The 21,967-nt window shown below is 71.5% G+C and carries 20 protein-coding genes and 1 riboswitch; of the genes, 11 read left to right on the top strand and 9 right to left on the bottom strand.

All coding sequences use genetic code 11. From position 1 onward, the window contains the following. Nucleotides 1-373 precede the first annotated feature (373 nt). A complete protein-coding gene (locus tag INT51_RS06245) occupies nt 374-1,483 on the top strand; it encodes an FAD-dependent monooxygenase (RefSeq protein ID WP_226832011.1) in 1,110 nt (369 codons plus the stop codon). Here the strand turns inward: INT51_RS06245 and INT51_RS06240 are convergent. Beyond that, nucleotides 1,455-2,054, bottom strand: a complete 600-nt coding sequence (locus INT51_RS06240) for a trans-aconitate 2-methyltransferase (protein WP_193104338.1) — start codon at nt 2,052-2,054, stop codon at nt 1,455-1,457. The genes INT51_RS06245 and INT51_RS06240 overlap by 29 nt on opposite strands. 115 nt (nt 2,055-2,169) lie before the next feature. Between INT51_RS06240 and INT51_RS06235 the strand changes: the two genes are divergently transcribed. Both INT51_RS06235 and INT51_RS06230 read left to right on the top strand, forming a co-directional pair. Then, nucleotides 2,170-3,414: a glycosyltransferase gene (locus INT51_RS06235; RefSeq protein ID WP_193104337.1), complete on the top strand. Its 1,245-nt coding sequence runs from the start codon at nt 2,170-2,172 to the stop codon at nt 3,412-3,414. Further along, nucleotides 3,411-4,232, top strand: a complete 822-nt coding sequence (locus INT51_RS06230; RefSeq protein WP_193104336.1) for a PIG-L family deacetylase — start codon at nt 3,411-3,413, stop codon at nt 4,230-4,232. Before INT51_RS06235 ends, INT51_RS06230 begins: the two co-directional genes overlap by 4 nt. Here the strand turns inward: INT51_RS06230 and INT51_RS06225 are convergent. Then, nucleotides 4,222-4,962 carry an endonuclease/exonuclease/phosphatase family protein gene (locus INT51_RS06225; RefSeq protein ID WP_193104335.1) on the bottom strand — a complete coding sequence of 247 codons (741 nt, stop codon included), beginning with the start codon at nt 4,960-4,962 and terminating at the stop codon, nt 4,222-4,224. The two genes, INT51_RS06230 and INT51_RS06225, sit on opposite strands and share 11 nt — an antisense overlap. Before the next feature lie 2 nt (nt 4,963-4,964). Further along, nucleotides 4,965-6,023 (bottom strand): ADP-ribosylglycohydrolase family protein, encoded by a 1,059-nt coding sequence (locus tag INT51_RS06220; RefSeq protein WP_304502097.1) that lies wholly within the window; start codon nt 6,021-6,023, stop codon nt 4,965-4,967. A gap of 72 nt (nt 6,024-6,095) precedes the next feature. On the opposite strand from INT51_RS06220, the gene INT51_RS06215 reads away from it, so the two are divergent. From INT51_RS06215 to INT51_RS06190, 6 genes are all read left to right on the top strand, one after another. Next, nucleotides 6,096-6,899: a hypothetical protein gene (locus INT51_RS06215; RefSeq protein WP_193104334.1), complete on the top strand. Its 804-nt coding sequence runs from the start codon at nt 6,096-6,098 to the stop codon at nt 6,897-6,899. 52 nt (nt 6,900-6,951) lie between these two features. Then, nucleotides 6,952-8,973 carry a M13 family metallopeptidase gene (locus tag INT51_RS06210; RefSeq protein WP_193104333.1) on the top strand — a complete coding sequence of 674 codons (2,022 nt, stop codon included), beginning with the start codon at nt 6,952-6,954 and terminating at the stop codon, nt 8,971-8,973. 25 nt (nt 8,974-8,998) lie between these two features. Then, nucleotides 8,999-9,565: a hypothetical protein gene (locus tag INT51_RS06205; RefSeq protein ID WP_193104332.1), complete on the top strand. Its 567-nt coding sequence runs from the start codon at nt 8,999-9,001 to the stop codon at nt 9,563-9,565. Nucleotides 9,566-9,621: 56 nt separating this feature from the next. Further along, a riboswitch (TPP riboswitch) is annotated at nt 9,622-9,729 on the top strand. A 47-nt stretch (nt 9,730-9,776) separates the two neighbouring features. After that, entirely contained in the window at nt 9,777-10,358 is a 582-nt protein-coding gene (locus INT51_RS06200) for an ECF transporter S component (protein ID WP_193104331.1), read from the top strand. Continuing rightward, the gene (locus INT51_RS06195) at nt 10,355-12,430 is read left to right on the top strand and encodes an ATP-binding cassette domain-containing protein (RefSeq protein ID WP_304502096.1); all 2,076 of its coding nucleotides are present in this window, start codon (nt 10,355-10,357) and stop codon (nt 12,428-12,430) included. Before INT51_RS06200 ends, INT51_RS06195 begins: the two co-directional genes overlap by 4 nt. Before the next feature lie 34 nt (nt 12,431-12,464). Beyond that, nucleotides 12,465-12,884, top strand: coding sequence for an ankyrin repeat domain-containing protein (locus INT51_RS06190; RefSeq protein WP_193104330.1), 420 nt, complete (start codon nt 12,465-12,467; stop codon nt 12,882-12,884). 1 nt (nt 12,885) lies between these two features. On the opposite strand, the gene INT51_RS06185 is transcribed toward INT51_RS06190, so the two are convergent. The 5 genes from INT51_RS06185 to INT51_RS06165 all read right to left on the bottom strand — a co-directional run bounded on the left by INT51_RS06185 (nt 12,886) and on the right by INT51_RS06165 (nt 16,758). Beyond that, entirely contained in the window at nt 12,886-13,455 is a 570-nt protein-coding gene (locus INT51_RS06185; RefSeq protein WP_193104329.1) for a GNAT family N-acetyltransferase, read from the bottom strand. Nucleotides 13,456-13,465: 10 nt separating this feature from the next. Then, nucleotides 13,466-14,518 carry an alpha/beta fold hydrolase gene (locus tag INT51_RS06180; RefSeq protein WP_193104328.1) on the bottom strand — a complete coding sequence of 351 codons (1,053 nt, stop codon included), beginning with the start codon at nt 14,516-14,518 and terminating at the stop codon, nt 13,466-13,468. Nucleotides 14,519-14,528: 10 nt separating this feature from the next. Beyond that, nucleotides 14,529-15,590: an Fpg/Nei family DNA glycosylase gene (locus tag INT51_RS06175; protein WP_193104327.1), complete on the bottom strand. Its 1,062-nt coding sequence runs from the start codon at nt 15,588-15,590 to the stop codon at nt 14,529-14,531. Continuing rightward, nucleotides 15,590-16,072 (bottom strand): ribose-5-phosphate isomerase, encoded by a 483-nt coding sequence (locus INT51_RS06170; protein WP_193104326.1) that lies wholly within the window; start codon nt 16,070-16,072, stop codon nt 15,590-15,592. Before INT51_RS06170 ends, INT51_RS06175 begins: the two co-directional genes overlap by 1 nt. A 65-nt stretch (nt 16,073-16,137) precedes the next feature. After that, nucleotides 16,138-16,758, bottom strand: coding sequence for a disulfide bond formation protein DsbA (locus INT51_RS06165; RefSeq protein WP_193104325.1), 621 nt, complete (start codon nt 16,756-16,758; stop codon nt 16,138-16,140). A 112-nt stretch (nt 16,759-16,870) separates the two neighbouring features. Between INT51_RS06165 and INT51_RS06160 the strand changes: the two genes are divergently transcribed. Both INT51_RS06160 and INT51_RS06155 read left to right on the top strand, forming a co-directional pair. Next, nucleotides 16,871-18,673 (top strand): ABC transporter ATP-binding protein, encoded by a 1,803-nt coding sequence (locus INT51_RS06160; protein ID WP_304502095.1) that lies wholly within the window; start codon nt 16,871-16,873, stop codon nt 18,671-18,673. Next, the gene (locus INT51_RS06155) at nt 18,670-20,505 is read left to right on the top strand and encodes an ABC transporter ATP-binding protein (protein ID WP_193104324.1); all 1,836 of its coding nucleotides are present in this window, start codon (nt 18,670-18,672) and stop codon (nt 20,503-20,505) included. Before INT51_RS06160 ends, INT51_RS06155 begins: the two co-directional genes overlap by 4 nt. A gap of 40 nt (nt 20,506-20,545) precedes the next feature. Here the strand turns inward: INT51_RS06155 and INT51_RS06150 are convergent, their stop codons facing one another. Continuing rightward, on the bottom strand, nt 20,546-21,904 hold the full coding sequence (locus tag INT51_RS06150) for a hypothetical protein (RefSeq protein WP_193104323.1): 1,359 nt from the start codon (nt 21,902-21,904) through the stop codon (nt 20,546-20,548). Between the last annotated feature and the right edge of the window lie 63 nt (nt 21,905-21,967).

The raw sequence follows: 21,967 nt of genomic DNA, 5'->3' as shown, positions 1-21,967 counted from the left end.
CTGGTCAAAGAACTCGGGCTCTGGGTTCTCTCACCGCTTTCCCCGAGGAGTCGAGCAGCTGGCCCTGACTCTGACGCCGGGATCGGGACGACGCCCTACGCCTCGACCGCTGCCGACCCAGTTCCTCCCGCGCCTATCGCTGACGGGCCCCACGCCGACGTCCCAGAGCCGCCATCGGCCGGGTGGACCTGGCGCAGCCCCCACGGGGCGCACGGTGCGTCCCCCACGCCCCGTCTGATCACCCCGAGCCGTATCGCTTCGGTCGACTCCGGTGACGATCCCGATCCGCCTGCTCCCGCAGTAGGCTCGAGCACACCGAAGCAGCCCTCCGGGCCGCACGAGCCCTCCGCCTTGCGCGATGAAGGAGCATCCCATGCCCCCACCCCTGAGGATCCGGGTCCTCGGCGCGGGCGTGGCCGGTCTCTCGGCCTCGATCGCTCTGGCCGCCGATGGTCATCACGTCGAGCTGATCGACGAGCTCTTCGAGGTCCCCTCCGTAGGGACAGCCCTGGGCATATTCGCGTCCGCACAGCGCGCGATGGACCAGCTCGGGGTTCTGGACGCCGTCCAGCGAGTCTCCGCCTCTCCGCGCAGCGGAACCGTCCACGGACGAGACGGCCGCGTGCTCGCGACCCTTCCCGCGGGAGACGCCCTCCTCGTGGCGCGTTCCGATCTCGTGCGGATCCTGCAGGAGGCCGTCCCGGAGCAGGTGCGACGGACCCAGCGCCGAATCGCTGACGTGCGCCCGCTGCGCGAGGACGCCGATCTGCTCCTCGGCGCCGATGGCGTGCATTCCCTCGTGCGCCGCTCCGGATGGCCCGGCCGCACCGCAGCACGGTCGCACGGTGTGACCGTGCTGCGCGGCACCGCCGGCATCGCCCCGCCAGAGGTCTCCGAGACCTGGGGAGGCGGCTGGCTGTTCGGCATCACGCCACTCGCGAACAGCCACGACCCGGCCGACAGTGGCGGCACGAACTGGTTCGCCTGCATCCCGGAACATCGCACAGCCTCGGTGCAGGCAGACCTCGAGCACCTGCGCACGAGAGTCGGGAACCGCCGCACTCCGATCGATGCCGTCCTCGCGGCGGCACGACCCGAAGCCACCTCGGTCCACGGGATCCATACCGCGCCGCTGGTGACCCCGGTCCGGGAGAACGTGGTGCTGCTCGGGGACGCCGCCCACGCGATGGCGCCGAACTTGGGGCACGGGGCGAACACGGCGCTCGAGGATGCGGTCGCCCTCGCGGACGCGCTCCGCACAGAGTCCGCGCGCGACGATCCCTCCAGGACCGTGAGATCGGCTCTGCGCACCTACGCGCTGCGCCGCACGCTCCCGGGCCAGGGCTGGCGGATCGGTTCCGGCGCCCTGCTCCGCGTGGCGATGATGCAGGAGCGCGCCGCCCTGCGAGATGGACTGCTCAGCGGCCTGGGCAGGCTCGCCAGCCCGGAAGAGGTCAGCTCAGCTTCCGGGCGAGTGTCGTGATGACGTGCCAGTGCTTCTTGTCGGCGAGGAAGCGACCGTCCTCATCGCGCACGGTGCGGTCGATGATCTGGAAGCCGCGGAACATCGCGTCGATGTCCTCGAGCGGCAGGGTCGCGATATCCGCGCGATCCGCCCAGGTGTCGTTCGTGCCGAACAGATCCACCGCCATCACGCCGCCGCGCGGCAGCGCGTCGACCAGCTTCGTCCAGGTCTCCGCCAGGGCCGCCGGCCCCAGCAGCCCCAAGGTGTAGGTCGAATACACGATCTGCGCGGCCGGGAAGGCTTCGACCTCGGCGATGTCCGTGTGATGGAACTGCACCGAGCCGGACATGCGCTCGTTCTCGACGAGGCGGCCGGCCAAGGTGTCGTCGGTGTCATACGCGTGCACGGTCCAGCCGCGCCGCGCGAACTGCAGGGAATCGGCACCGGCGCCGGCCCCGAGGTCCAGGACGACGCCAGGATGTCGGTCACCACCGGCCGCCGCGATCGCCTTCGCCACGAGGCGGCGGGCAGGGCGGCCCGCCGCGTGGACGTTCAGTGCCGCCCAATCCACCTTCTCCGCCGTATCCATGACCATCAGGCTCTATGACTCTGGTGACTGTTTCAACTTCCCGTGACCCAGGACGCCTTATGTTTCGTCACGGGCGAACACAAGCCACCCTTCCAGCCCGCCTAGGATGTCGGGCATGCCTGTCGCTCCCTTGCGCATCGCCGCGATCTCCCTGCACACCTCTCCTCTCGAGGAGCCCGGTGGCGCCGACGCCGGGGGCATGAACGTCGTGGTCCTGGAACAGACCCGGGCCCTGGCCGGGCTCGGCCATCACGTCGACCTGTTCACGCGCCGCCGCGACCCGGACTCCCCTGCCATGGTCGACGTCTCCGAGCGGATCCGGCTGCACCATCTCGACGCAGGGCCGGCCGCGCCGCTCGCCAAGAGCGACATGGAGCAGGCGATCTCCCCCTTCCGCGACGCCCTGCACGGGATCCTCGCCGACGGCTCCTACGACCTCGTCCACTCCCACCACTGGTTCAGCGGCGTCGCTGCCCTCCCGGTCGCGCGAGAGCTGGGCCTGCCCCATCTGCAGTCGTTCCACTCCGTCGCCGCCCCGGACGGCGCCGGGACCCTTGATGCCGGTGAGCCCGCCGAATCCGCCGGTCGCATCCCCGGGGAGCAGTTCGTCGCCACCGGGTCCGAGCTCGTGGTCGCGGTCTCCGAGGCGGAGGCCCGCACCATCAGCGAGCGCTACGGCGTGCCGGGAGAACGTCTCAGCGTCGTCCGTCCAGGGGTGGACGTGGATCGATTCCGCCCCTGCGCCGACGTCGACGAGCGTCGACGCCGCCCGACTCTCCTGTTCACCGCCCGGTTGCAGCCGCTGAAGGCCCCCGACCTCGCCCTGGAGGTGCTCTCCCATCTCGATCCGGCGCTCGGGGCCAGGCTGGTCCTCGCCGGGGGCGTCTCCCAGGACTTCCAGCACTACCTCGAGGAGCTCACGGCGCGTGCCCGCGCCCTGGGCATCGAGGACCGTGTCGAATTCGTCGGTTCGCTCGGCCGCGATGAACTCGCCGAGGAGATGCGCTGCGCGGGAGCTCTTCTGCTGACCAGTTGGTCCGAGACCTTCGGTCTGGTCGCTCTCGAGGCGCAGGCCAGCGGTACCCCGGTCGTCGCCTGGCGCTGCGCCGGAGGCGTGCAGGAGGCCATCGGCCCCGAGGGTCTGGTGCTGAGCAGCCGCGATCCAGATATCTGGGCCGAAGCGGTCCAGTCCCTGCTGGGTGACGCCGAGGGCTACGCCAGCGCAGTCCGCTCCGCCCGCGAGTTCGCCGCCACCCGCACCTGGGAGGCCGCCGCCGAGACCCTCGCCGCGCTGTACGCGCGCACCCTTGCCACCGGCCCCACCGGCCCCACCAGCCCTGCCGAGGGAGGCACCGCATGAGCACCGATCCCTGGCGGGCTCTGGACGATGCCGACACGGTCCTGGTCGTCCACGCCCATCCCGATGACGAGTCGCTCTCCACCGGCGCCCTGCTGACCTCGCTGGCCGCCTCCGGCACCCGCGTCGAGCTGGTCACCGCCACCCGCGGGGAGGAAGGAGAGGTCGTCCCCGGCTCCGTCGCCTCGGAGGACACCCGCCCGCTCGACATGATCCGCGAGGCGGAGATCGACGCCGCAACCGCGATCCTCGGTCTGGCCGCCCGGTACATGCTCGGCACGGCGCCCGCTCTCGCCGACGGTGCCGGCCCGCGGATATACCGCGACTCCGGCATGCAATGGGTGCGCGAGGGGCTCGCCGGCCCCTCGGAGACCGCCGGGCCCGAGAGCTTCACCCACCGCCGCCTCCAGGACGCGATCGATGACCTGGCCGCGCTCATCGCGCACGTGGGACCGGATGTGGTGATCGGGTACGACGACGGTGGCACCTACGGCCATCCCGACCACGTCCACGCCCATCACGTCACCGCTGCTGCCTGCGCCCGCACCGGCTCCGTGATGATCGAGGTGGCGAGCGCCCCGGAGACGAGCATCACGGAGACGGGTGGCACCGACGGATCCGGATTCATCTGGCGGGACCACCCCGGCACGGCCGACATCGTGCGCCGCGCCGTCGAGTCCTACCGCACCCAGCTCACGGTGGTCGAAACGGTCGGCGCCGACAGCGGCGCGGGGGACGGCTCCGGAGGCATCCGGATCCGCCACGTCGGCGGACAGGACGACGTCGTCGCGCTGCGGACGGGACTGCGCGTCAGAGAGTGACGTCCAGCAGCGTCGGCAGATGATCCGACGCACCGGACAGACGTTCCTCGTCCACGCGCTGGGTCGAGGTCACCGCGATGGCGCGGCGCACCTGCACCCCGGCCGTGGCCAGGACCGCATCGATGCGGCGCACGGGCCCGCGCGCCGGGAACGTGTGCTCGGTCTGCGCCGCCGGATCCGTCAGCACTGACTCCAGGAGCCTGCGGGCCGGCCCCTCGGCGGTCTCGTTGAGATCTCCGCCGACGATCGCCGGGGCGCCCGTGGCGTCCACCAGCTCCGTCAGGTGCGCTGCGTGGGCGAGACGATTGTTCTCCTGCAGGGCCAGATGCGTCGAGGAGACGACGACGGCCCCGCCGCCGGGCACGGACAGTCGCACTGCGGCCACCCCGCGCGGATAGGTCGAGTTCAGGTCCGACAGCTGTTGGGCGACGGGATGCATACCGCGACGGATCACCTGCGCGGCGACCTCATCGGTGGCAAGGATCGCAAGGCCACGCCCCCCTCTCCCCCCGACCAGGATCTGCCGGTCGACCTGCCGCGCGAACCAGGCGAGCCGCGTCGTCGGCAGCACGAAGCGGGGCGCCTCCTGCACCAGGAGCACATCGGGGGCGAGGTCCTGCACCGCCTCGACCAGCGCGTGCAGATCCCCGCGCAGCTCCCACAGGTTCCAGCTCACGATCCGCAGATCCCACCCGCCGGACGTGCTGGATGTGCTGGATGTGCTGAGCATCGTCACTGCTCCTCGTCGGCCGGTCCGGCCATCGGCGCCAGCAGACGCTCGACCAGGCCCGTCAGCTCGTCGACCTCGTAGCCCGGCCACCCGAACAGCATGCGTCGCCATTCCGGCGGCACGGCCTTGGGTCCCAGCGCGGCACCGATCAGCGCGCCGGTGATGCAGGCGACGGTGTCGGTGTCGTACCCGGCCCGCGCGGCGGACTCCAGCGCCGCGACCAGGGTGTCGCGCTGATCGAATTTTCCCGGCGGGATCGGGCTGACGCCGGTGATGGCCGCCCACGAGGCCTGGAAGGCACCCACGACCCAGCCGTTGCGGCGGAAGAAGGCCGGCGTGCCGATCTCCGCCTCCTCGATCCGCTCGGTCCACAGCGCCCGCCGCTCCTCGGACAGACGCGGCAATCCGCAGCGCACGTCGATCTCACCGGTGAGGATCGCGTGGCGCACCGCGAAGCCCCACAGCATGCAGGCCTCGGTGGCGTCGGAATGGATGTGTGTCAGACGGCACACCGTGTCGATGCCCTCTGCCGCATCGTCGTCCGAGGACAGCAGATACGGCAGTACCGCGACGTGCGTGCGCATGAGCGATCCGTTGCCCGCGGTGGCCGGGAGCTCCTCGTACGCAGCGATCGCCGCCGCCCGGAAGTCGGCCGCCCGTGGGGTGTAGTGGCCGTTGGCGCGCGCGAGGTCCGAGGCGCGCCTGACGACCTGCGAGGTGAGCCCTCCGATGTCGGGGGTACCCAGCGACCACGAGTACCACTCGCGGGCGATCTGGTCCTGCGCGGACTCGACCCGCAGGTCATGGCGATTCGAGGTGGAGACCGCAGCCTCCAGGACGACGATCGCCATGGAGGTGTCATCCGTCCATTCGCCGGGCTGCCACCCCAGGATCCCGCCGCCGATCATGTCGATGTCCTCGGAATCGACCACCGGGGCCTGGAACTCGTAGGGGGCACCGAGCGCGTCGCCGGTGGCTGCGGCGATCACCGATCCGAGGGCGCGTCGGCGCTGCTCGGGAGTCAGGCCCGTCTCCATGGTCAGTGCAGCATCCGTCCTCACGTGGCCATGGTTCCACACCGACCGCACTGCTTCCTGATCCCAGTACCCTGGTGAGGACTTCGAAGGAGCTCCATGACCGACACCGACGGCACCCCGGGACCCACGGACCCGCACTGCGCCGATCCGCACGACCACACCGGCCACGACCACCCGCCCACGGGTGCCGATCTGGTGCAGGACCTCGTCAAGGGTCTGTCAATCCTCGCCCTGGTGATCCCCGTCCTCGCGGTGGTCCTGCTCCTCGCGATCCTGCCGCTGGCGCCGACCAGCCCGGTGGTGCTGCTGCTGGGCATCGCTCTGGGCGCCGCGCACCTCGGCTCCCTCGTCGTGACCAGTCTGTTCGTCGCCCGTACGCGTACGCAGCTGGCCGTGAACCCCGGTCTGCTCGCCGTGCGCAGCGCCGTCGAGGAGGCGCTGCGCGTCGCCGCGGTGCTGCTGGCGCTCGTGCTGTGGCCCGCTGACATACGTGCCGAACTCGGCGTGTGGGTCGGGGCCGGCGCCGCCCTCGTGTGGCTCACCCTCGCCACCGCCCAGACCATCTCCACCCGGCGCCGGATCGCACGCCCCTCGGACTGGTCCAAGGACGCCATCTCCACACTGCTGGCCGAACGCGTGGGGGCCCGCTCCGCCGTGGTGATGCGACTGCTGGACGTGATCGGCACCCTCACCTTCCAGGTCGGCGCCACGGTGCTGGTGATCCTCTCCCCGGTCCTGGCCATCGGCACCGTCGTGCTGTCGATCGGCTCCGGTCTGTCCACCCTGGTCCTCCAGCGCCGATCGCCGGCGGAGCGCGCCCGCTCCGCATGGGCCTATGCCCCGCTGGCGATCGGCGTGCTCACCCTGGCTCTCGCCTCTCTGGGCCTGATCACGCTGTGATCGTCGCCCGCCCGATGACCCCACCCCTCCGATGACCCCGCAGGAGCCGACCATGACCACTGCCCCGTCCGATCCCACCCGCTCGGGCCTCGCCCTCAGCGAGGTCGACCCCGACATCCGCCTCCAGGACGACCTCTTCGGTCACGTCAACGGACGCTGGCTCGCCACGCACGAGATCCCCGCGGACCGCTCGAGCGACGGCGCCTTCCACCAGCTGCGGGACCTCTCGGAGGAACGGGTGCGAGAGATCATCGAGGAGGCTGCGGCCGACGCCGACCAGCTGGGCACCGACGAGGTCCCGACCAGCGATCACGCGCGCGTCGGGGCGCTGTACCGGATGTTCATGGACACCGAGGCCATCGAGCGCTCCGGCATCGCCCCGCTCGAGGAACTGCTCGCCGGCATCGGTGCGAGCGCGGACCTGGAGGCGGTCACACGCACCATGGCCGCTCCGGACTCCGGTGCCAGCGTGCTGCTGGCCTACGTCTGGACCGATGACCACGACTCCACGAACTACCAGGTCAAGGTGCATCAAGGGGGGCTGGGACTGCCGGACGAGTCCTACTACCGCGAGGAGCACTACGCCCAGATCCGCGAGGCCTACCTCACCCACCTCGCGAACCTCGCCCGCCTCGCCGAGCTGCCGGGCCGCGACGGGCTCCTCTCCGGCGACGCCGAGGCCCTCGCGAGCGCGGTGATGGACTTCGAGACCCGACTCGCCCACTGCCATGTCGACGTGGTCCGTCTGCGCGATCGCGAGAAGTCGTACAACCCGATGGACGCCGCCCAGCGCCGCGAGCTCGCCCCCACCTTCCCCTGGGATGCCTACCTCGAGGGCAGCGGGGCCCCCGCACGGGCCGTCGAGGTCATCTCCGTCGGCCAGCCCGAGTTCGTCTCCGCGGCGGCGGAGCTGTTCGTCGGTGAGGACCTCACGGTGCTGCGCACCTGGCTCGCGCTGCACGCCATCGACTCCTACGCGCCGTACCTGCCCGCCGCCCTGGTCGAGGAGGACTTCGCCTTCTCCGGGCGGGTGCTCTCCGGCGCCGAGGAGCTGCGCGAGCGGTGGAAGCGCGGCGTCGCCTTCGTCGAGGGCACCGTGGGCTTCGCCGTCGGCCGCGAGTACGTCTCGCGCCATTTCCCGGCCTCCCACAAGGAACGCATGATGGGCCTGGTCGACGCCCTCATGGATGCCTACCGCTCCTCGATCCAGTCCCTGGAGTGGATGACTCCTGACACCCGTCAGAAGGCTCTGGCCAAGCTGGAGAAGTTCACCCCGAAGATCGGTTACCCCGACTCCTGGCGCGACTACGAAGGGTTCGAGATCGTCCCCGGGGACCTGGTGGCCACGGTGCGCGCCTCGCGCCGCTTCGACGCGGACTACGAGTACGCGAAGGTCGGCGGCCCGATCGACGAGACCGAATGGCACATGACCCCGCAGACGGTCAACGCCTACTACAACCCGGGGCGCAACGAGATCGTCTTCCCTGCCGCGATCCTGCAGCCCCCGTTCTTCGACGCCGACGCCGAGGACGCCGTGAACTTCGGCGGCATCGGCGCGGTCATCGGCCATGAGGTCGGCCATGGCTTCGACGACCAGGGGTCGAAGTACGACGGCGACGGCAACCTGGTCTCCTGGTGGACCCCCGAGGACCGCGAAGCCTTCGAGGAGCGCGCGGCGACGCTGATCGCCCAGTACTCCGAGCTCTCCCCGCGCGAGCTCGACGACACCCACCGGGTCAACGGCGCGCTGACCATCGGGGAGAACATCGGTGACCTCGGCGGGCTGTCGATCGCGGTCAAGGCGTACCGAAGGAGCCGGGACGCCACGGATCTCGACACCGAGCTCGACGGCTTCACCGGCATCCAGCGCGTGTTCCTGTCCTGGGCCACCGTGTGGCGCGGCATGAACCGCCCCCAGGAAGCCATCCGGCGCCTCGCCGTGGACCCCCACGCCCCGATGGAGTTCCGATGCAACACGGTGGTCGGTCATCTCGACGAGTTCCACGAGGCCTTCGACGTGTGCACCGGTGACGCGATGTACCGCGCACCCGAGGAACGGGTGACGATCTGGTGAGCGCGCCCCGCGCGAGGCACCCCCGATGAGGCCGGACGCACCGTTCCACGTCGGCACCACCCGGCCCTCCGGGGTCGGGTGGACCCGCATCGGCCTCACGGTGCTGGCCGGAGTGATCGTCACGCTCCTGCTCGCCCAACGCAACAGCCTGCTGGCAGGGATCACGGTCGCCGGGCTGTTCGCCCTGCTGACGCTCTGGACCTGGATGGGGCAGCACTCCCGCTTCCTCGTCGACGAACGGGGGCTCACCGTGAGCCTCGGCGGCTTCCTGCCGCGCAGGTCATGGCCGCTGGAGGACTTCCGCACCGTCCAGTTCCGCACGCTTCCGCAGTCCTCGGTCGGGGTGACCCTGGGCGGGTACGGCTGGCGCCGCGGCAAGGCGACGTCCTCGACGCCCGCGGAGCTCACCCCCGTCGGCGACCGGAAGATCTTCACCACCGGCGATACGCAGCAGCCGTACCGGATGATGGTCACCCGGGCCGGGACCATGGTCGAGATCATCGGGCGCTCGGGCACCAACTACCTCATCTCCCCCGACGACCCGGAGGCCGCAGCCACCGCGATCGACCAGGCGATCCGCTCGCGGCGGTGACGTGCGCCGCACGCCAGCTCTCCGGTGCTCCCGGCGGGCTAGACTGAGCGCTGGTCATCCACTGACAGGGGAGCACCGCCACGGTGCTGAGAGTGCGCGACATGGCGCAGACCCTCGAACCTGATCCGGCTCGCACCGGCGTAGGGAGTCGGGATTCCGCACGGCACCATCGGTGCCGGGCGCCCCTTCCGTGCATATGGGAGGAGAAGTGATGACACGTTTTCGTACGATCGATCTGCTGGTCACCGTTCTGATCGGGGCGGCCTTCGGGGTCGCGTTCCTGGGATACGGGCAGCTCTACACCCTGATCGGCCCGCTCACCGCTGCGTTCAAGCCCGCCGAGGGTCTGCTCGCCGGGATCTGGTTCCTGCCGGCCGTGCTCGCCGCCTTGATCGTCCGCAAGCCGGGCGCTGCCCTGCTCGCCGAGATGATCGCCGCCACGCTCGAGATGCTGCTCGGCGGCCAGTGGGGCTGGGGCACCGCCGTCTCCGGGGTGCTGCAGGGCGGCGGCGTCGAGCTGGCCTTCCTGCTCACCCGGTACCGCCGCTTCACCCTTCCCGTCGCGGTGCTGGGCGGGGTGCTTTCCGCCGCCCTGGAATGGGTGTGGGAGCGTTTCGCCTACTACCCGGAGATGAGCTGGCCCTTCGCGATCGCGATGCTCGGGTGCTTCGTCGTCTCCGGAGCGTTCCTGTGCGGCGTGCTCGGATGGGCCGCAGCGCGCTCTCTGGTGGCGACAGGAGCCGTGGACTCCCTGGCTGCGGGCCGTGACCAGGTCCGCACCGCCGAGGCGTGACGAGCACCCGGCAGGGCGGGCAGAGCCTGCATCTGAGGGGCCTCACATGGCACCCGCACACCCGCCGTGAACCGACCATCGCTGGCCTCGATCTGGACATCGCCCCCGGCCAGCGTGTTCTGCTGACCGGAGCGAGCGGGAGCGGGAAGTCGACCGTGCTGCGCGCTCTCGCCGGCCTCCTGGACGAGGAGTCCGGCACGGCACAAGGACTCCCCATGCCACCGCGCCGGCCCGGGGAGCGCGGACTGCTGCTGCAGAATCCCGCCCATGCGCTGGTCGCCGCCACCCTGGCCCGGGATGCGGCGTTCGGCCCGGAGAACGCCGCTCTGCCCCGGGAACAGATCCATGACCGGGCTGAGTCCGCCCTGCAGGAAGCCGGTATCGACCTGGATCGGTCCCGTGCGCCGCTGGCCGTCAGCGGCGGGCAGCAGCAGCGCATCGCCCTGGCCGGGTCCCTCGCGCTCGGACCGGATCTGCTGCTGCTCGACGAACCCACGAGCATGCTCGATGCGGACACCGCGGAGCAGGTGCGCACTGCAATCCTGGCGGCAGCCGAGGGCCGCACCCTGGTGATCGCGGAGCACCGGATCGAGCCGTGGCTCCCCCACCTCGACCGCCTCGTGGTGCTCGGCCCCCAGGCCAGGATCCTTGCCGACGGAGACCCTGCTGAGGTCCTGCGCGAGCACCCAGACCTGCTGGTCGGGGCCGGAGTGCTGGCCGAGACTGACGCCACGCTGCGCACCGAGCGACCCCCCGGCCCGGTGATCGCCTCCCTCCACGGCGTCACCGTCCCCGAGCGCGGGATCCGACGCCCCCTGGATCTCGAGGTCCGCGCCGGGCAGCTCACAGTGCTCACCGGGCCCAGCGGCGCCGGGAAGACCACCGCCCTGCGAACCCTGCTCGGACCGCGCAGGCGGCTCCGCGGCACGGTGCGGCGTCCGGCCCGCGAGAGGATCGCGACCGTCCCCCAGAACCCGGAGCACTCCTTCCTCGCGCGCACCGTGCGCGAGGAACTGCTCGCCTCGGCCTGGGCCGACGACGAGGCACTGGCCGATGAACTGCTGGAGCGCGCCGGCCTCGCCGATCTCGCCCGCGCCCATCCCTATCGGCTCTCCGGCGGGGAGCAGCGGCGCGTGGCGATCGCCGCCGCGCTGGCCCAGGGACCAGACCTGCTGGTGCTCGACGAACCCACCGTCGGGCTCGATGCCGGCCGTCGGCGCGCGGTCCTGGACCTGCTTCGCGAGGCAGCCGGGAAGGGCTGCGCCGTCCTGGTCGCCTCCCACGATCCGGAGCTCATCGCAGCAGCGGAGAACCGCCTGGAGCTGCCGGTCCCCGAGCGCACCGAGGAACCACTCCCGCACCGCCGCAGGATCCCGGCCGACGCCCTGAACCCGCTGACGCTGTGCCTGATCGGGATCCTCGCCGCCATCGGCTCCTTCGCCGTCCACACCTGGCAGGGCGGCCTGCTGGCCGCGCTCCCGATCGCGTTGCTGGGACCGCTGGCCGTGCGCTCCCTGCGCGGCGGGGCGCTGCGGCTGACGCCGATCCTGCTCTCCGCCGCGGGCCTCGCGTGGACCACGGCGCTGCTGGGCGAGGCTCCGGCCCTGTCCGGGCCGGCCTGGCTGCTGGGCCTGAAAGAAGCCGCTCGGATCACGGTGTTCGTCGCCCCGGGCGTGCTCGCTCTGGGCAGCGTGGATGCCACCTCCCTCGGGGATGCGCTGGGCGGACGGCTGCGACTGCCCGCCCGCCCCGTCGCCGCCTCGGTGGTCGCTCTCGTCAGGGTCGCCCACCTGGGCCGGCAGTGGGAGATCATCACCCGCACTCGGATCCAGCGCGGCCTGGGCTCCCCCGCTTCCCCGAAGCTGCTGGCCGGTGCCACCCTCGCCCTGCTGGTGGACACGCTGCGGGGCGCCGAGCAGCAGGCTCTGGCGATGGATGCGCGCGGCTTCGCGACTGCGACGACGCGCACCTGGGCCGAACCGAGCCGATTCGGGCGGGCCGACGTCCTCGGCGCGCTGCTCGGAGTGGGCCTGCTGGTGTGGCCCGCCGTCGCGGAACTGCTGATGCGGTGATGCGCACCGCCGCCGCGGGTCGTAGCCTGGCGTGGTGAACGACGAGACCCAGCCCCAGCCGACCGTCCCCGAGGACGAGGCAGTCATCGCCCTCGCCCAGTCCTTGCTCGACGCGGCCCGCCGCGGAGACGCCGAGCAGCTGCTGCCGCTGGTCGACCAGGGAGCACCGGTGAACCTCCGCGACGGCAACGGCAATTCGCCGCTCATGCTCGCCGCATATCACGGGCATGCGGATCTCGTGCGCGAGCTCGCCGCCCGCGGGGCCGACGTGGATCTGGCCAACGATCGTGGGCAGACCCCGCTCGCCGGGGTCGCCTTCAAGGGCTACGCGGACGTCGCACGGGAGCTGCTGGACGCCGGGGCCGACGCGACCCTCGGCGCGCCGAGCGCGCTCGCGACCGCGCGGTACTTCGACCGCACCGAGATCGTGGCGATGATCGAGCAGGCAGGCTGATTCAGCCTCGCTCGCTCCCGCTTCCGGCTCTCACTCTGTCTTCGGGATGGCGGAACACCATCGGCACGTGCTCGATGCCGGCCTCCCAGAACACCTCGCCGACCCTCTCGCAGCCCATCGCCCGGTACCACCTCTCCAGATAGGCCTGGGCGTCGATGTGCACCTCGGAGCGAGGATCGAGCTCGTGGGTGGCGTCGAGGGCGGCGCGCATGATCCACCGACCCACCCCATCGCGACGGTTCGCGGCACGGACGGCGACGCGGCCGATGCGCAGTGTGCCGTCGGCCTCGCGCAGAACGCGGGTGTGGGCGATGGGTTCGCGCTCGAGCCCTGCGGCTGCGGCCTCCGGCCCGGGCACTTCGACCCAGAGCAGAGTGGTGGTGGGTTCGAGATCCCGGCCGTCGAGGTCGGGATCGGTGGCCTTCTGCTCGACGGTGAACACGTCCTGACGGAGCTTCGCGAGCAGATAGAGCGTACGGGGATCGACGTCCGCCACAGCGGCTCGTCGCAGCACCGCACCGGTGATCGGAGCAGAGGCCGACACCGACGGGGGGATCACGGGTTCTGGCATAGCGCTCACGTTACTCTCGGGAAGCCTGCGCGGTATCCACCATCCGCGCCACCGCTGCGCGCCACTGCTCGACCATCCGGGGACCGCCGTGGCCCTCCTCCTCGAGCAGGATCAACTCGCTGCCGGGCCAGGCCCGATGCAGCTCCCAGGCGGTCAGGACGGGACCGGAGACGTCCCGTCGGCCGTGGATGAGCACACCGGGGATGCCCGCAAGGCGCTCCATCCCGCCGAGCAGGCCGCTGCCCGGGTCTGCGCCCCATGGCGCGGCCCAGTCGGCGACGAAACCATCGTGGGCCCAGTAGTGGGTGACCAGGCGCACCATGGTGCGGCGCTGCGTGCGCTCGGCCTCGGTGAGCGTCGTGGGCGCAGCGGCGATCTCCGTGCCTCCGGTGCCGATCCGGATGTGCTCGTCCTCCCAGGTCATCCAGGCCTCGACGGCGGACTCGACGAGCTGAGGATCCTCGGCGGCAACCAGGCGGCGGTAGGCCTCGACCAGGCGGACCCGCTGCTCGCCGTGGTGGTGGCGGTCGAAGTCGCCGTAGGTCTCGGCGAAGGTCGCCAGCGCGTCCCAGCCCTCCGGGAAGACCGCGCCGATGCCCTCGGTGATCCAGTCCACCTCGCGACGCGAGGTGCTGGTGACGGCGAACAGCACCACGCCGAGCACCCGTTCGGGATGGGCCTGGGCGTAGGCGAGGGCGAGGGTGCTGCCCCAGGAGGCGCCCTCGACGATCCAGGCGTCGATCCCGAGATGCTCGCGCAGTGCCTCGAGGTCCGCGACCAGATGGGTGGTGGAGTTCGCCGTCAGATCCGCCGGTCCGAGATCACCGGCCGACGGCGTCGACCGTCCGGCGCCCCGCTGGGACACGCCGATGATCCGGGCCCGATCGACCGGCGCGCTGCGCCGGTAGCCGGGGCTCAGGCGCCCCCCGGGCCCACCGTGGAGGTAGAGGACCGGCACACCGCCGGGCGCGCCGCTCTCCTCCCAGAAGATCTCGTGGCAGTCTCCGACCGGGAGCATGCCCTCCTGAGTGACGGGGACGGGGGCGGGCGCAGCAGTGTTCATCGGCGGAAGTCTACGGGCGCACCTCGCTGCAGCCTCCTGGCACCAGCGCCCACGCGGCGGCGGGATGCTCGCGGGACCAGGCTGCCCGCCGGCTGCGCACGCTCTGGCAGCGCGGGCACCAGAAGACCGTGCGCGCGGCGAGGTCCCGCGAGCGGATCACGGTGCCGCACAGCCGGCACGGCAGGGTCTGACGGTGGTACACGTAGAACGACTGCTCCCGGGGCACCACCCCGGGGTCCTCGTCGCCGTTCTGGCGGGTGCCGCGGGAGCGCTCGAGGATGCGGGCCTCGATCTCCCGGTGCTCGACCTGGGTGGTCACGATCCAGCCGGTGCGGGCGCCATAGTCGAGCAGGTCGACCAGGTCCTCCCAGATGCCCTCGAGCATCCCGGGGCTGAGGTCCTTGCCCGGCACGAAGGGGTCCAGCCGGGCCCGGAACAGCGCCTCCGCCCGATAGATGTTCCCGATCCCAGCAATGACCTGCTGGTTCATCAAGAGCGCGCCGATGGTGGTGCGGGAGCGACGCGCGGCGGCCACGAATCGGCGCCGGCCTGTTCCCTCCGGGTCCGGGCGCAGCGGGTCCGGACCGAGCCGTTCCAGGATCTTCTGCCTCCCCGCGCCGTCGAGCACCTCGCAGGCGGTGGGGCCGGTCAGGTCCGCGAGCCCGTGCGGCCCGGCGACACGCAGACGCACCGTCGGCCGCGGAACCAGCCGGCGCCAGTCCAGCTCGCCCTCGCCGTCCAGCCCTTCCTCGCGCTCGCCGACGCGCAGTCGCGGTGCGCCGATCGCGTGGGCATCGGCGAAACCGGGGTCACCGGCGAAGGTCCACGAGCCGTACAGGCCGAGATGGACGTGCACATGGCGCACCACCGGGGAGTCCGGGTCGACGTCCGCGGAGGGGGCGAGCTGCAGGAACAGGTGCTTGCCGACCGCCTCGGCACCCAGCAGCACCATGGCATCCACCTGCGCCGCCTCGGAGAAGCGACCCTGCGGGCTCGACATTCGCACTCGCTGCCCTGCGAATCCGCGGACGAACGCTGCGGCGAGCCGGTGGACGGTATGCCCCTCCGGCATTACGGCGTGGCAGGTGCGGCGGTGTCCCCGTAGCCGCCGGTCCCCTCATAGCGCGCCACCAGGTCGATGCGCCGCTGGTGGCGCTCCTCGCCGGAGAACGGCTCGGCGAGGAACAGGTCGATGAGCGACTCCAGCTCGTCCTCGGAGTGCTGGCGGGCGCCCACGGAGATCACATTGGCGTCGTTGTGCTGGCGGGCGAGCCGGGCGGTGTCCTCGTTCCACACCAGCGCGGCGCGCACGCCAGCCACCTTGTTCGCAGCGATCTGCTCGCCGTTCCCGGAGCCTCCCAGGACAATGCCCAACGAGCTCGGGTCCGCCACGACGGCCTCGCCGACATCGGTGCAGAACGGCGGGTAGTCGTCCACGGCGTCGTAGGTGTGGGCACCATGGTCGGTGACCTCATGGCCCTTGTCCTGAAGGGCCGCGGCCAGGCGGTTCTTCAGTTCGAAGCCGGCGTGGTCGGTCCCGATATGCACGCGCATGTGGGGTGTCTCTTTCTGTGGGAGGGGTGGCGAGGAGCCGGAGGAACGGTGGTTCAGCGCTGTCGTCAGCCGAAGTCGATGCCGCCGGTGCGGGTCCGCTTGAGCTCGTAGAAGCCGTCGAGGGTGGCCATCGTCTCCAGGGCGTCGAGCAGGCGACCGGCGTCCTCGCCCTTCGGGGACGGCGACACGACGGGGCCGAAGTAGGCGGTGCCCTCGCCGAAGGAGATGACCGGAGTGCCGACGTCCTCGCCGACACGGGAGATCGCCCCGTCGTGCGAGGCACGCAGCGCCAGGTCGGTCTCATCGCCCGCGACGGGCTCGTAGATGTCGATCAAGGTGGCGGGCAGTCCCGCCGTCTCGAGCGCACCGATGGCGACCGCGCGGCGGTCGTCCTGGTCGCCGCCCACGTGATACCGCTCGCCCCAGGCGGTGTACCAGCGGGCGAAGGCGTCCTTGCCGTGAGTGCGGGAGATCCCGACCGCGAGGCGCGCCGGGCCCCATGAGTCGTCGAGCATCCGGCGATAATCCGGGTCGACCTCACGGCCCTCGTTGAGCACCGACAGCGACATCACCGAGAACGAGGGGGTGATCTCTCGGACCTCGGCGGCGTGGAGCAGCCACCTGCTGGTCATCCAGGCGTAGGGACAGACGGGATCGACGAACAGCTCGACGGGGCGGTCGCTCATGGCAGCTCCTGATCTCGGAAGTGGTGCGGCCATTCTGTCATCGTCCGGACCATTCCGAATCGGGTGGGAAAACACGTTGCAACGGGGCTCCGATAGGGGTTGTATCTATCAGGTGCCCGATACCTCGACGATGGTGGAGAAGTCCACCACCGCTTCCCCTGCCCGGATCCCCTCCGTCCCCGCTGCGCGGCGCCCTGGGGTGCTGGCCTCCGTCATCCGCAATCACCCGCGGATGCTCTGGGTCGTGCTGCCGCTGGCGACGCTCTCCGAAGCCGCGGAGATGCTGCTCCCGATCCTGCTGGGTCTGGTCATCGACCGCGGGATCGTGGGCGGGAACCTGACCTTCACCCTGGTCGGTGCCGCGGTCGTGATCGGCCTGCGGCTGTCGGGCATGATGCTGTGGATCTATACGTTCCTCGAGAGCCAGAAGGCGTGCATGTACGAGCGGCATCGGCTGCGCGTGGGCCTGACCGGCGCTGTCCTGGACCCCCGTTCCCGACGCGTGCGGCGTCCCGCCGGCGAGGTGCTCTCGATCGCGACCTCGGACGCCGACAAGGCCTCCGACGTGCTGGACATGCTGCCCTGGGGCATCCCGGCGAGCATCGTGATCCTCGGTGCCACCGCGTGGATGGCGGTGCAGGACATCTGGCTCGGGGCGGCGATGCTGCTCGGCATCGTGGTGATGGTGATCGTGGTGCGCGTGATCACCCCGACCCTGTCGCAGCGCTACGACGCCCAGCAGACCCAGGCCGCAGAGGCCGCCGCGACCGCGACCGACCTGGTGCACGGTCTGCGTGTGCTGCAGGGTCTCGGCGTGCAGGCACGAGCCCGTGCCCAGTACCGCAAGCGCTCCCGAGTGGCCCTCGAGGCCGCGCTGGTCAATGCCCGCTACTCGGGCATCTCCTCCGGCCTGACCACCTTCGTGACCGGCGCGATGATGGCTGCCGTGATCGTCATCGCCACGATCCGTGGCCTGCAGGGCGAACTCGGCATCGGCGCCCTCATCGCCGTGGTGGGCGTGGCCCGCCAGGTGATGGGCGCCCTCCAGGGCCTGTCCAACATGCCCGTGTGGTGGGCGAGCATGTCGACGTCCGCGCGGCGCGTGCGCGACCTGTTCGCGGACCTGGGTCGGACGGTCGATGACCCGGAGCTCACGCTCGATGCCCTCTCCACCGCTCGCGATGATCGCGGGGACGGGGCCGGGGCCGCCCACGGCCGACGCGGCGGGGCCGGTGGCCTGCACCTGCCCGACCTCGATCTCAGCGTCGCCGATGGCACATTCGTGGCGCTGGCGTGCTCCGACGTCCGGGACTCCGACGCCGCGATCGACGCCGTCAGCGGTCACCACGACGCCGGCGCCCGCGTGGGCGAGCGTCCGATCTCCCCCGCCGAGCGTGCGGGGCTGCGGGCCGACCTCCTCGTCGAGCCGCACGTGGTGGACCTGTTCGACGGCAGCCTGCGCGAGCAGCTCGCCACTCGCGCCCCTGACGGCACCGCGACCGATGGCAGCGACGACGCCTGGGCCGAGGCCGCCCTGCACGCCGCCGGCGCCGAGGACATGCTGCAAATCCTTCCCGACAGGTTCGACTCGCGCATCCTCGATCGGGGCTCGAACCTCTCCGGTGGCCAGCGCCAGCGCATCGCTCTGGCCCGCGCGGTCGCGGCCGACACCCCGGTGATGGTGCTGCAGGACCCCACCACCGCTGTCGACGCGGTCACCGAGCAGCACATCGCCGAGGCCCTGGTGGCGGCCCGTCGTCGTACCGACCGGGCGACCCTGGTCGTCACGCGCTCCCCCGCCCTTCTGCGCGAGGCGGACCGTGTGGTGTACGTGCGCTCCGGCGAGGTGGTCGCCGAGGGCGAGCACCTCGCCCTCATGGATCTCGACGACTACCGGGAGATGGTGCAGCGATGAGCGATCTGGACTGGAAGCGCCCGCTCGACGAGGTCCTGGGCGACGACGCGACCGCCCGGCGCCAGCTCGCCGAGCACGCGCAGCTGCTGCCGATCGCGAAGGGCGGCGAGACCGTTCGCTTCATACTGGGCAGGCTGCGAGAGCACTGGGTGGCCACGCTGCTGACGACCCTGGTCACGCTCGGCGGGGCGGCGGCCGCCGCGGTCCTCCCGCGACTGATCGGCGCGGCCGTCGACGTCGTCGCCGCCGGGGGCGGCACCTCCGAGGACGCCTGGCGCCTGGGTGCCCAGATCCTCGGGGTGGCCGTGGTGCAGGCCGTGCTGAGCGCAGTCGGCTGGTCGATGGTCTCGGCTCTGGGCCAACGGATCCTCGCCGGCATGCGTGAGGAGGTCATCGATCGCGCCCTGGACCTGCCCGCGCAGACCATGGAGCGCTCCGGGATCGGTGACGCCCTCTCCCGGGTGGCCGACGACGTCGACGTCGCCGCGCGCGCTGTGAACAACCTCGTGCCCTCGCTGATCCAGATGGGCTTCTACGTCATGGTGACGATGGTCGGCATGGCGACGCTGTCGCCCTGGCTGCTCATCCTCGTGGTGGTGGTGGTGCCGATGTACGTGGTCTCGGCCCTGTGGTACCTGCGTCGCACCGCACCGCTGTACCGCCGTGAGCGGATCGCGATGGGGGCCCGCGCGCAGGGGCTGCTCTCGGCGATCCACGGCATCCCCACCGTGCACGCCTATGGCATCGAGCGCCGCGAGACCCGCCACGTCGCGGTGCTCTCGGAGACTGCGTCGGTGCTGAACATGCGGGTGATGTACCTGGTGGGACGCCTGGTCCTGTTCATCAACATCCCGGAGAACCTGGCACTGCTGCTCGTGCTCGTGCTCGGGTTCGTCATGGTGCACGTGGCCGGGGCACCGATCGGCCTGGTCACCGCCGCCGCCGTCTACCTGGTCAGCCTGTTCTGGCCGATGATGGCGGTCATCTTCAACCTCGACGAGGTGCAGTCGGCGGTGGCGAGCGTGTCCCGCATGGTCGGCGTCATCTCCTCGATCGACCCGGCGGCCTCCCCCGGCGACGAGCGTCCCTCGGATGCCTCGATCCGCCTCGAAGGCATCTCCCACGCCTACGGGACCGACGAACAGGGCAACGAGCGGGTGGTGCTGCAGCCGATCGACCTCGACATCGCCCCCGGTGAGGTGGTGTCCCTGGTGGGCGCCTCCGGTGCCGGCAAGTCCACGCTCGCGGCGATCCTGGCCGGCACGCTCCTGCCCCGTCACGGCCGGGTGCTGCACGGCGGCGCCGACCTCGCCCACGCGGATATCGAGGCGGTGCGCACGCACGCCTCGATCGTCAGCCAGGACGTCCACGTGTTCCGCGGGACTCTGCGCGAGGACCTGCGACTGGCGAAGCCCCAGGCGACCGACGAGGAGCTGTGGGCGGCACTGCGCCGCGTCGACGCCGCGACCTGGGCGGAGCGTCTGCCCGGCGGCCTGGCCACCGAGGTCGGGGAGAAGGGCGAGCGGCTCACGGCGGAGCAGTCCCAGCAACTGGCGCTGGCCCGCATCTCCCTGCGCGATCCTGCGGTGCTGGTGCTCGATGAGGCCACGGCCGACGAGGGCTCCTCGGGCGCCCGGGTCCTCGAGCGCGCCGCGCTCGAGGTGGCCCGTGGCCGCACCACGATCATCGTCGCCCACCGACTCTCCCAGGCGATGGTGGCCGACCGCATCCTGATGATGGCCGGCGGACGAGTGGTCGAGCAGGGAACCCACGAGCAGCTGGTCGCCCTCGGTGGCGACTACGCCCGCCTGTGGGAGGCCTGGGCGGGCTGACCAGGATCGGCCAAGGCGGTCGATACCGAGCGGTTCCCGCTCAGTTCCGGCGCAGCCGCAGCACCAGTGCCCCGGCCACCCCGGACACCAGCGCCATCACCGTGAGCAGTCCGGCGCCCGCGATCATCGCGACGCGACCGAGACCGCCCTGCCCCCCGAAGAGGCCACCCCCGGCGCCGGCGGTCGAGGTGGTCTCCCCGAGTTCGAGCACGGTGCCGTCGGCGGCGTCCTTCGCCACCTCTCCCTCGACCTCGAGAGTGAGGATGAGCGTGACCGGTCCGTCGCCGGCGGGGTCCGCCTCGACCGTGCGCTGCGGGCGCTGGAGCTGGATCGTGTGCGTCCCCGGCAGCCACGCCGACTGCACCGTGTCGAGCTCGGAACTGCGGTTGCCCCGGTCCACCGGTGCGACCATGCCTCCGCCGGCGACGGTGTCCGCGGTGCTCAGCGGCCAGGATCCACCACCGACGGTCACCTGTGCGCGGGCGGCGTCGAAGGTGCGCAGAGCGACGTACCCGGCATCCCCCTCCGGCTGGGAGATGACCTCGGTGCGCCACCGCAGGCGCTGCCCCTCCTGCACCTCGATCCGGGCCAGACCCGTCTCCCCGGGGGCCAGTTCGACGACGGAGGAACCGGGTTCCAGGGGCGTGGCCCCCGCGAAGGAGCGACCCAGCGTGATCGGGGCGGTGTCCTCCGGCGCGACCGGGGAGGCTCCACTGTCCTCGATCTCCTCCTCCACGGACGGGCTCCCTCCCCCGATGCCGGGCGGCTGGAGGGCGACCTGGATCTCGACGGGCAACGGGTCCTCGCTCGAGCGCATCCCCGTGCGGGTGACCTGCAAGAACAGCTCGCCGCCGGTGCACCCGTCGGGGCCCACGACGTCGGAGACAGCGGTGGTGGTGATCGGTCCGTCACCGGTGATGGCTTCGCCGATGTCCGTGGTCCCGCCATCGTCGCAGGCGTCCCCACCGGCCGTGAGGTAGGAGAGCTCGATCCCCAGAGAGCTGTAGTCCTCGGGCACGCCACCGGGATAGGGCGCGGCGGCGATGGTCGCGGCCGCGTGCACACGCTGTCCGTCCTCCACGGTGATCCGGTAGTACTTCGTCGTCCCGGGCTCGTACTCCTGGGCACCGCCGCGCTCGAAGGTGTCGCGGTAGATCCCCGGCGCGACCAGCGCCGCCTGGGCGAGGGACCCGCCGCCTTCGATGTCCTGCCCCGTGGCGGAGTAGACCGAGGGCGATGATTCCTCGTCGGTCGTGGGGTCGGCGAGCGCGGCCGGGATGCCTCCCGCCAGGGCGAGGGTCGCACCGAGCAGCGCGGTCAGCATCCTCAGCAGGATCCGTCGTCGGGCCCGGTTCGCCGCAGAGGTGAGCGGTCCGCGGGGGCGTGCACTGCGGGTCATGCGCTCTCCTGGGGTCTGCCGAGTGGGTGGCCTCGTTGGTCCGGACGGAGCTAGTATTTGCAA

This window comes from Brachybacterium sp. FME24 (assembly GCF_014897705.1).
Classification (GTDB): Bacteria; Actinomycetota; Actinomycetes; order Actinomycetales; family Dermabacteraceae; genus Brachybacterium.
This window is presented reverse-complemented; position numbering and strand designations above follow the sequence as displayed.

What these genes read in the sequence shown, in the direction of transcription:
- INT51_RS06175 (WP_193104327.1), bottom strand. Translation starts at nt 15,590, where the DNA reads ATGCCGGAGGGGCATACCGTCCACCGGCTCGCCGCAGCGTTCGTCCGC.
- INT51_RS06245 (WP_226832011.1), top strand. Translation starts at nt 374, where the DNA reads ATGCCCCCACCCCTGAGGATCCGGGTCCTCGGCGCGGGCGTGGCCGGT.
- INT51_RS06185 (WP_193104329.1), bottom strand. Translation starts at nt 13,455, where the DNA reads ATGCCAGAACCCGTGATCCCCCCGTCGGTGTCGGCCTCTGCTCCGATC.
- INT51_RS06230 (WP_193104336.1), top strand. Translation starts at nt 3,411, where the DNA reads ATGAGCACCGATCCCTGGCGGGCTCTGGACGATGCCGACACGGTCCTG.
- INT51_RS06225 (WP_193104335.1), bottom strand. Translation starts at nt 4,962, where the DNA reads ATGCTCAGCACATCCAGCACATCCAGCACGTCCGGCGGGTGGGATCTG.
- INT51_RS06180 (WP_193104328.1), bottom strand. Translation starts at nt 14,518, where the DNA reads ATGAACACTGCTGCGCCCGCCCCCGTCCCCGTCACTCAGGAGGGCATG.
- INT51_RS06155 (WP_193104324.1), top strand. Translation starts at nt 18,670, where the DNA reads ATGAGCGATCTGGACTGGAAGCGCCCGCTCGACGAGGTCCTGGGCGAC.
- INT51_RS06240 (WP_193104338.1), bottom strand. Translation starts at nt 2,054, where the DNA reads ATGGATACGGCGGAGAAGGTGGATTGGGCGGCACTGAACGTCCACGCG.
- INT51_RS06205 (WP_193104332.1), top strand. Translation starts at nt 8,999, where the DNA reads ATGAGGCCGGACGCACCGTTCCACGTCGGCACCACCCGGCCCTCCGGG.
- INT51_RS06150 (WP_193104323.1), bottom strand. Translation starts at nt 21,904, where the DNA reads ATGACCCGCAGTGCACGCCCCCGCGGACCGCTCACCTCTGCGGCGAAC.
- INT51_RS06170 (WP_193104326.1), bottom strand. Translation starts at nt 16,072, where the DNA reads ATGCGCGTGCATATCGGGACCGACCACGCCGGCTTCGAACTGAAGAAC.
- INT51_RS06210 (WP_193104333.1), top strand. Translation starts at nt 6,952, where the DNA reads ATGACCACTGCCCCGTCCGATCCCACCCGCTCGGGCCTCGCCCTCAGC.
- INT51_RS06235 (WP_193104337.1), top strand. Translation starts at nt 2,170, where the DNA reads ATGCCTGTCGCTCCCTTGCGCATCGCCGCGATCTCCCTGCACACCTCT.
- INT51_RS06200 (WP_193104331.1), top strand. Translation starts at nt 9,777, where the DNA reads ATGACACGTTTTCGTACGATCGATCTGCTGGTCACCGTTCTGATCGGG.
- INT51_RS06165 (WP_193104325.1), bottom strand. Translation starts at nt 16,758, where the DNA reads ATGAGCGACCGCCCCGTCGAGCTGTTCGTCGATCCCGTCTGTCCCTAC.
- INT51_RS06215 (WP_193104334.1), top strand. Translation starts at nt 6,096, where the DNA reads ATGACCGACACCGACGGCACCCCGGGACCCACGGACCCGCACTGCGCC.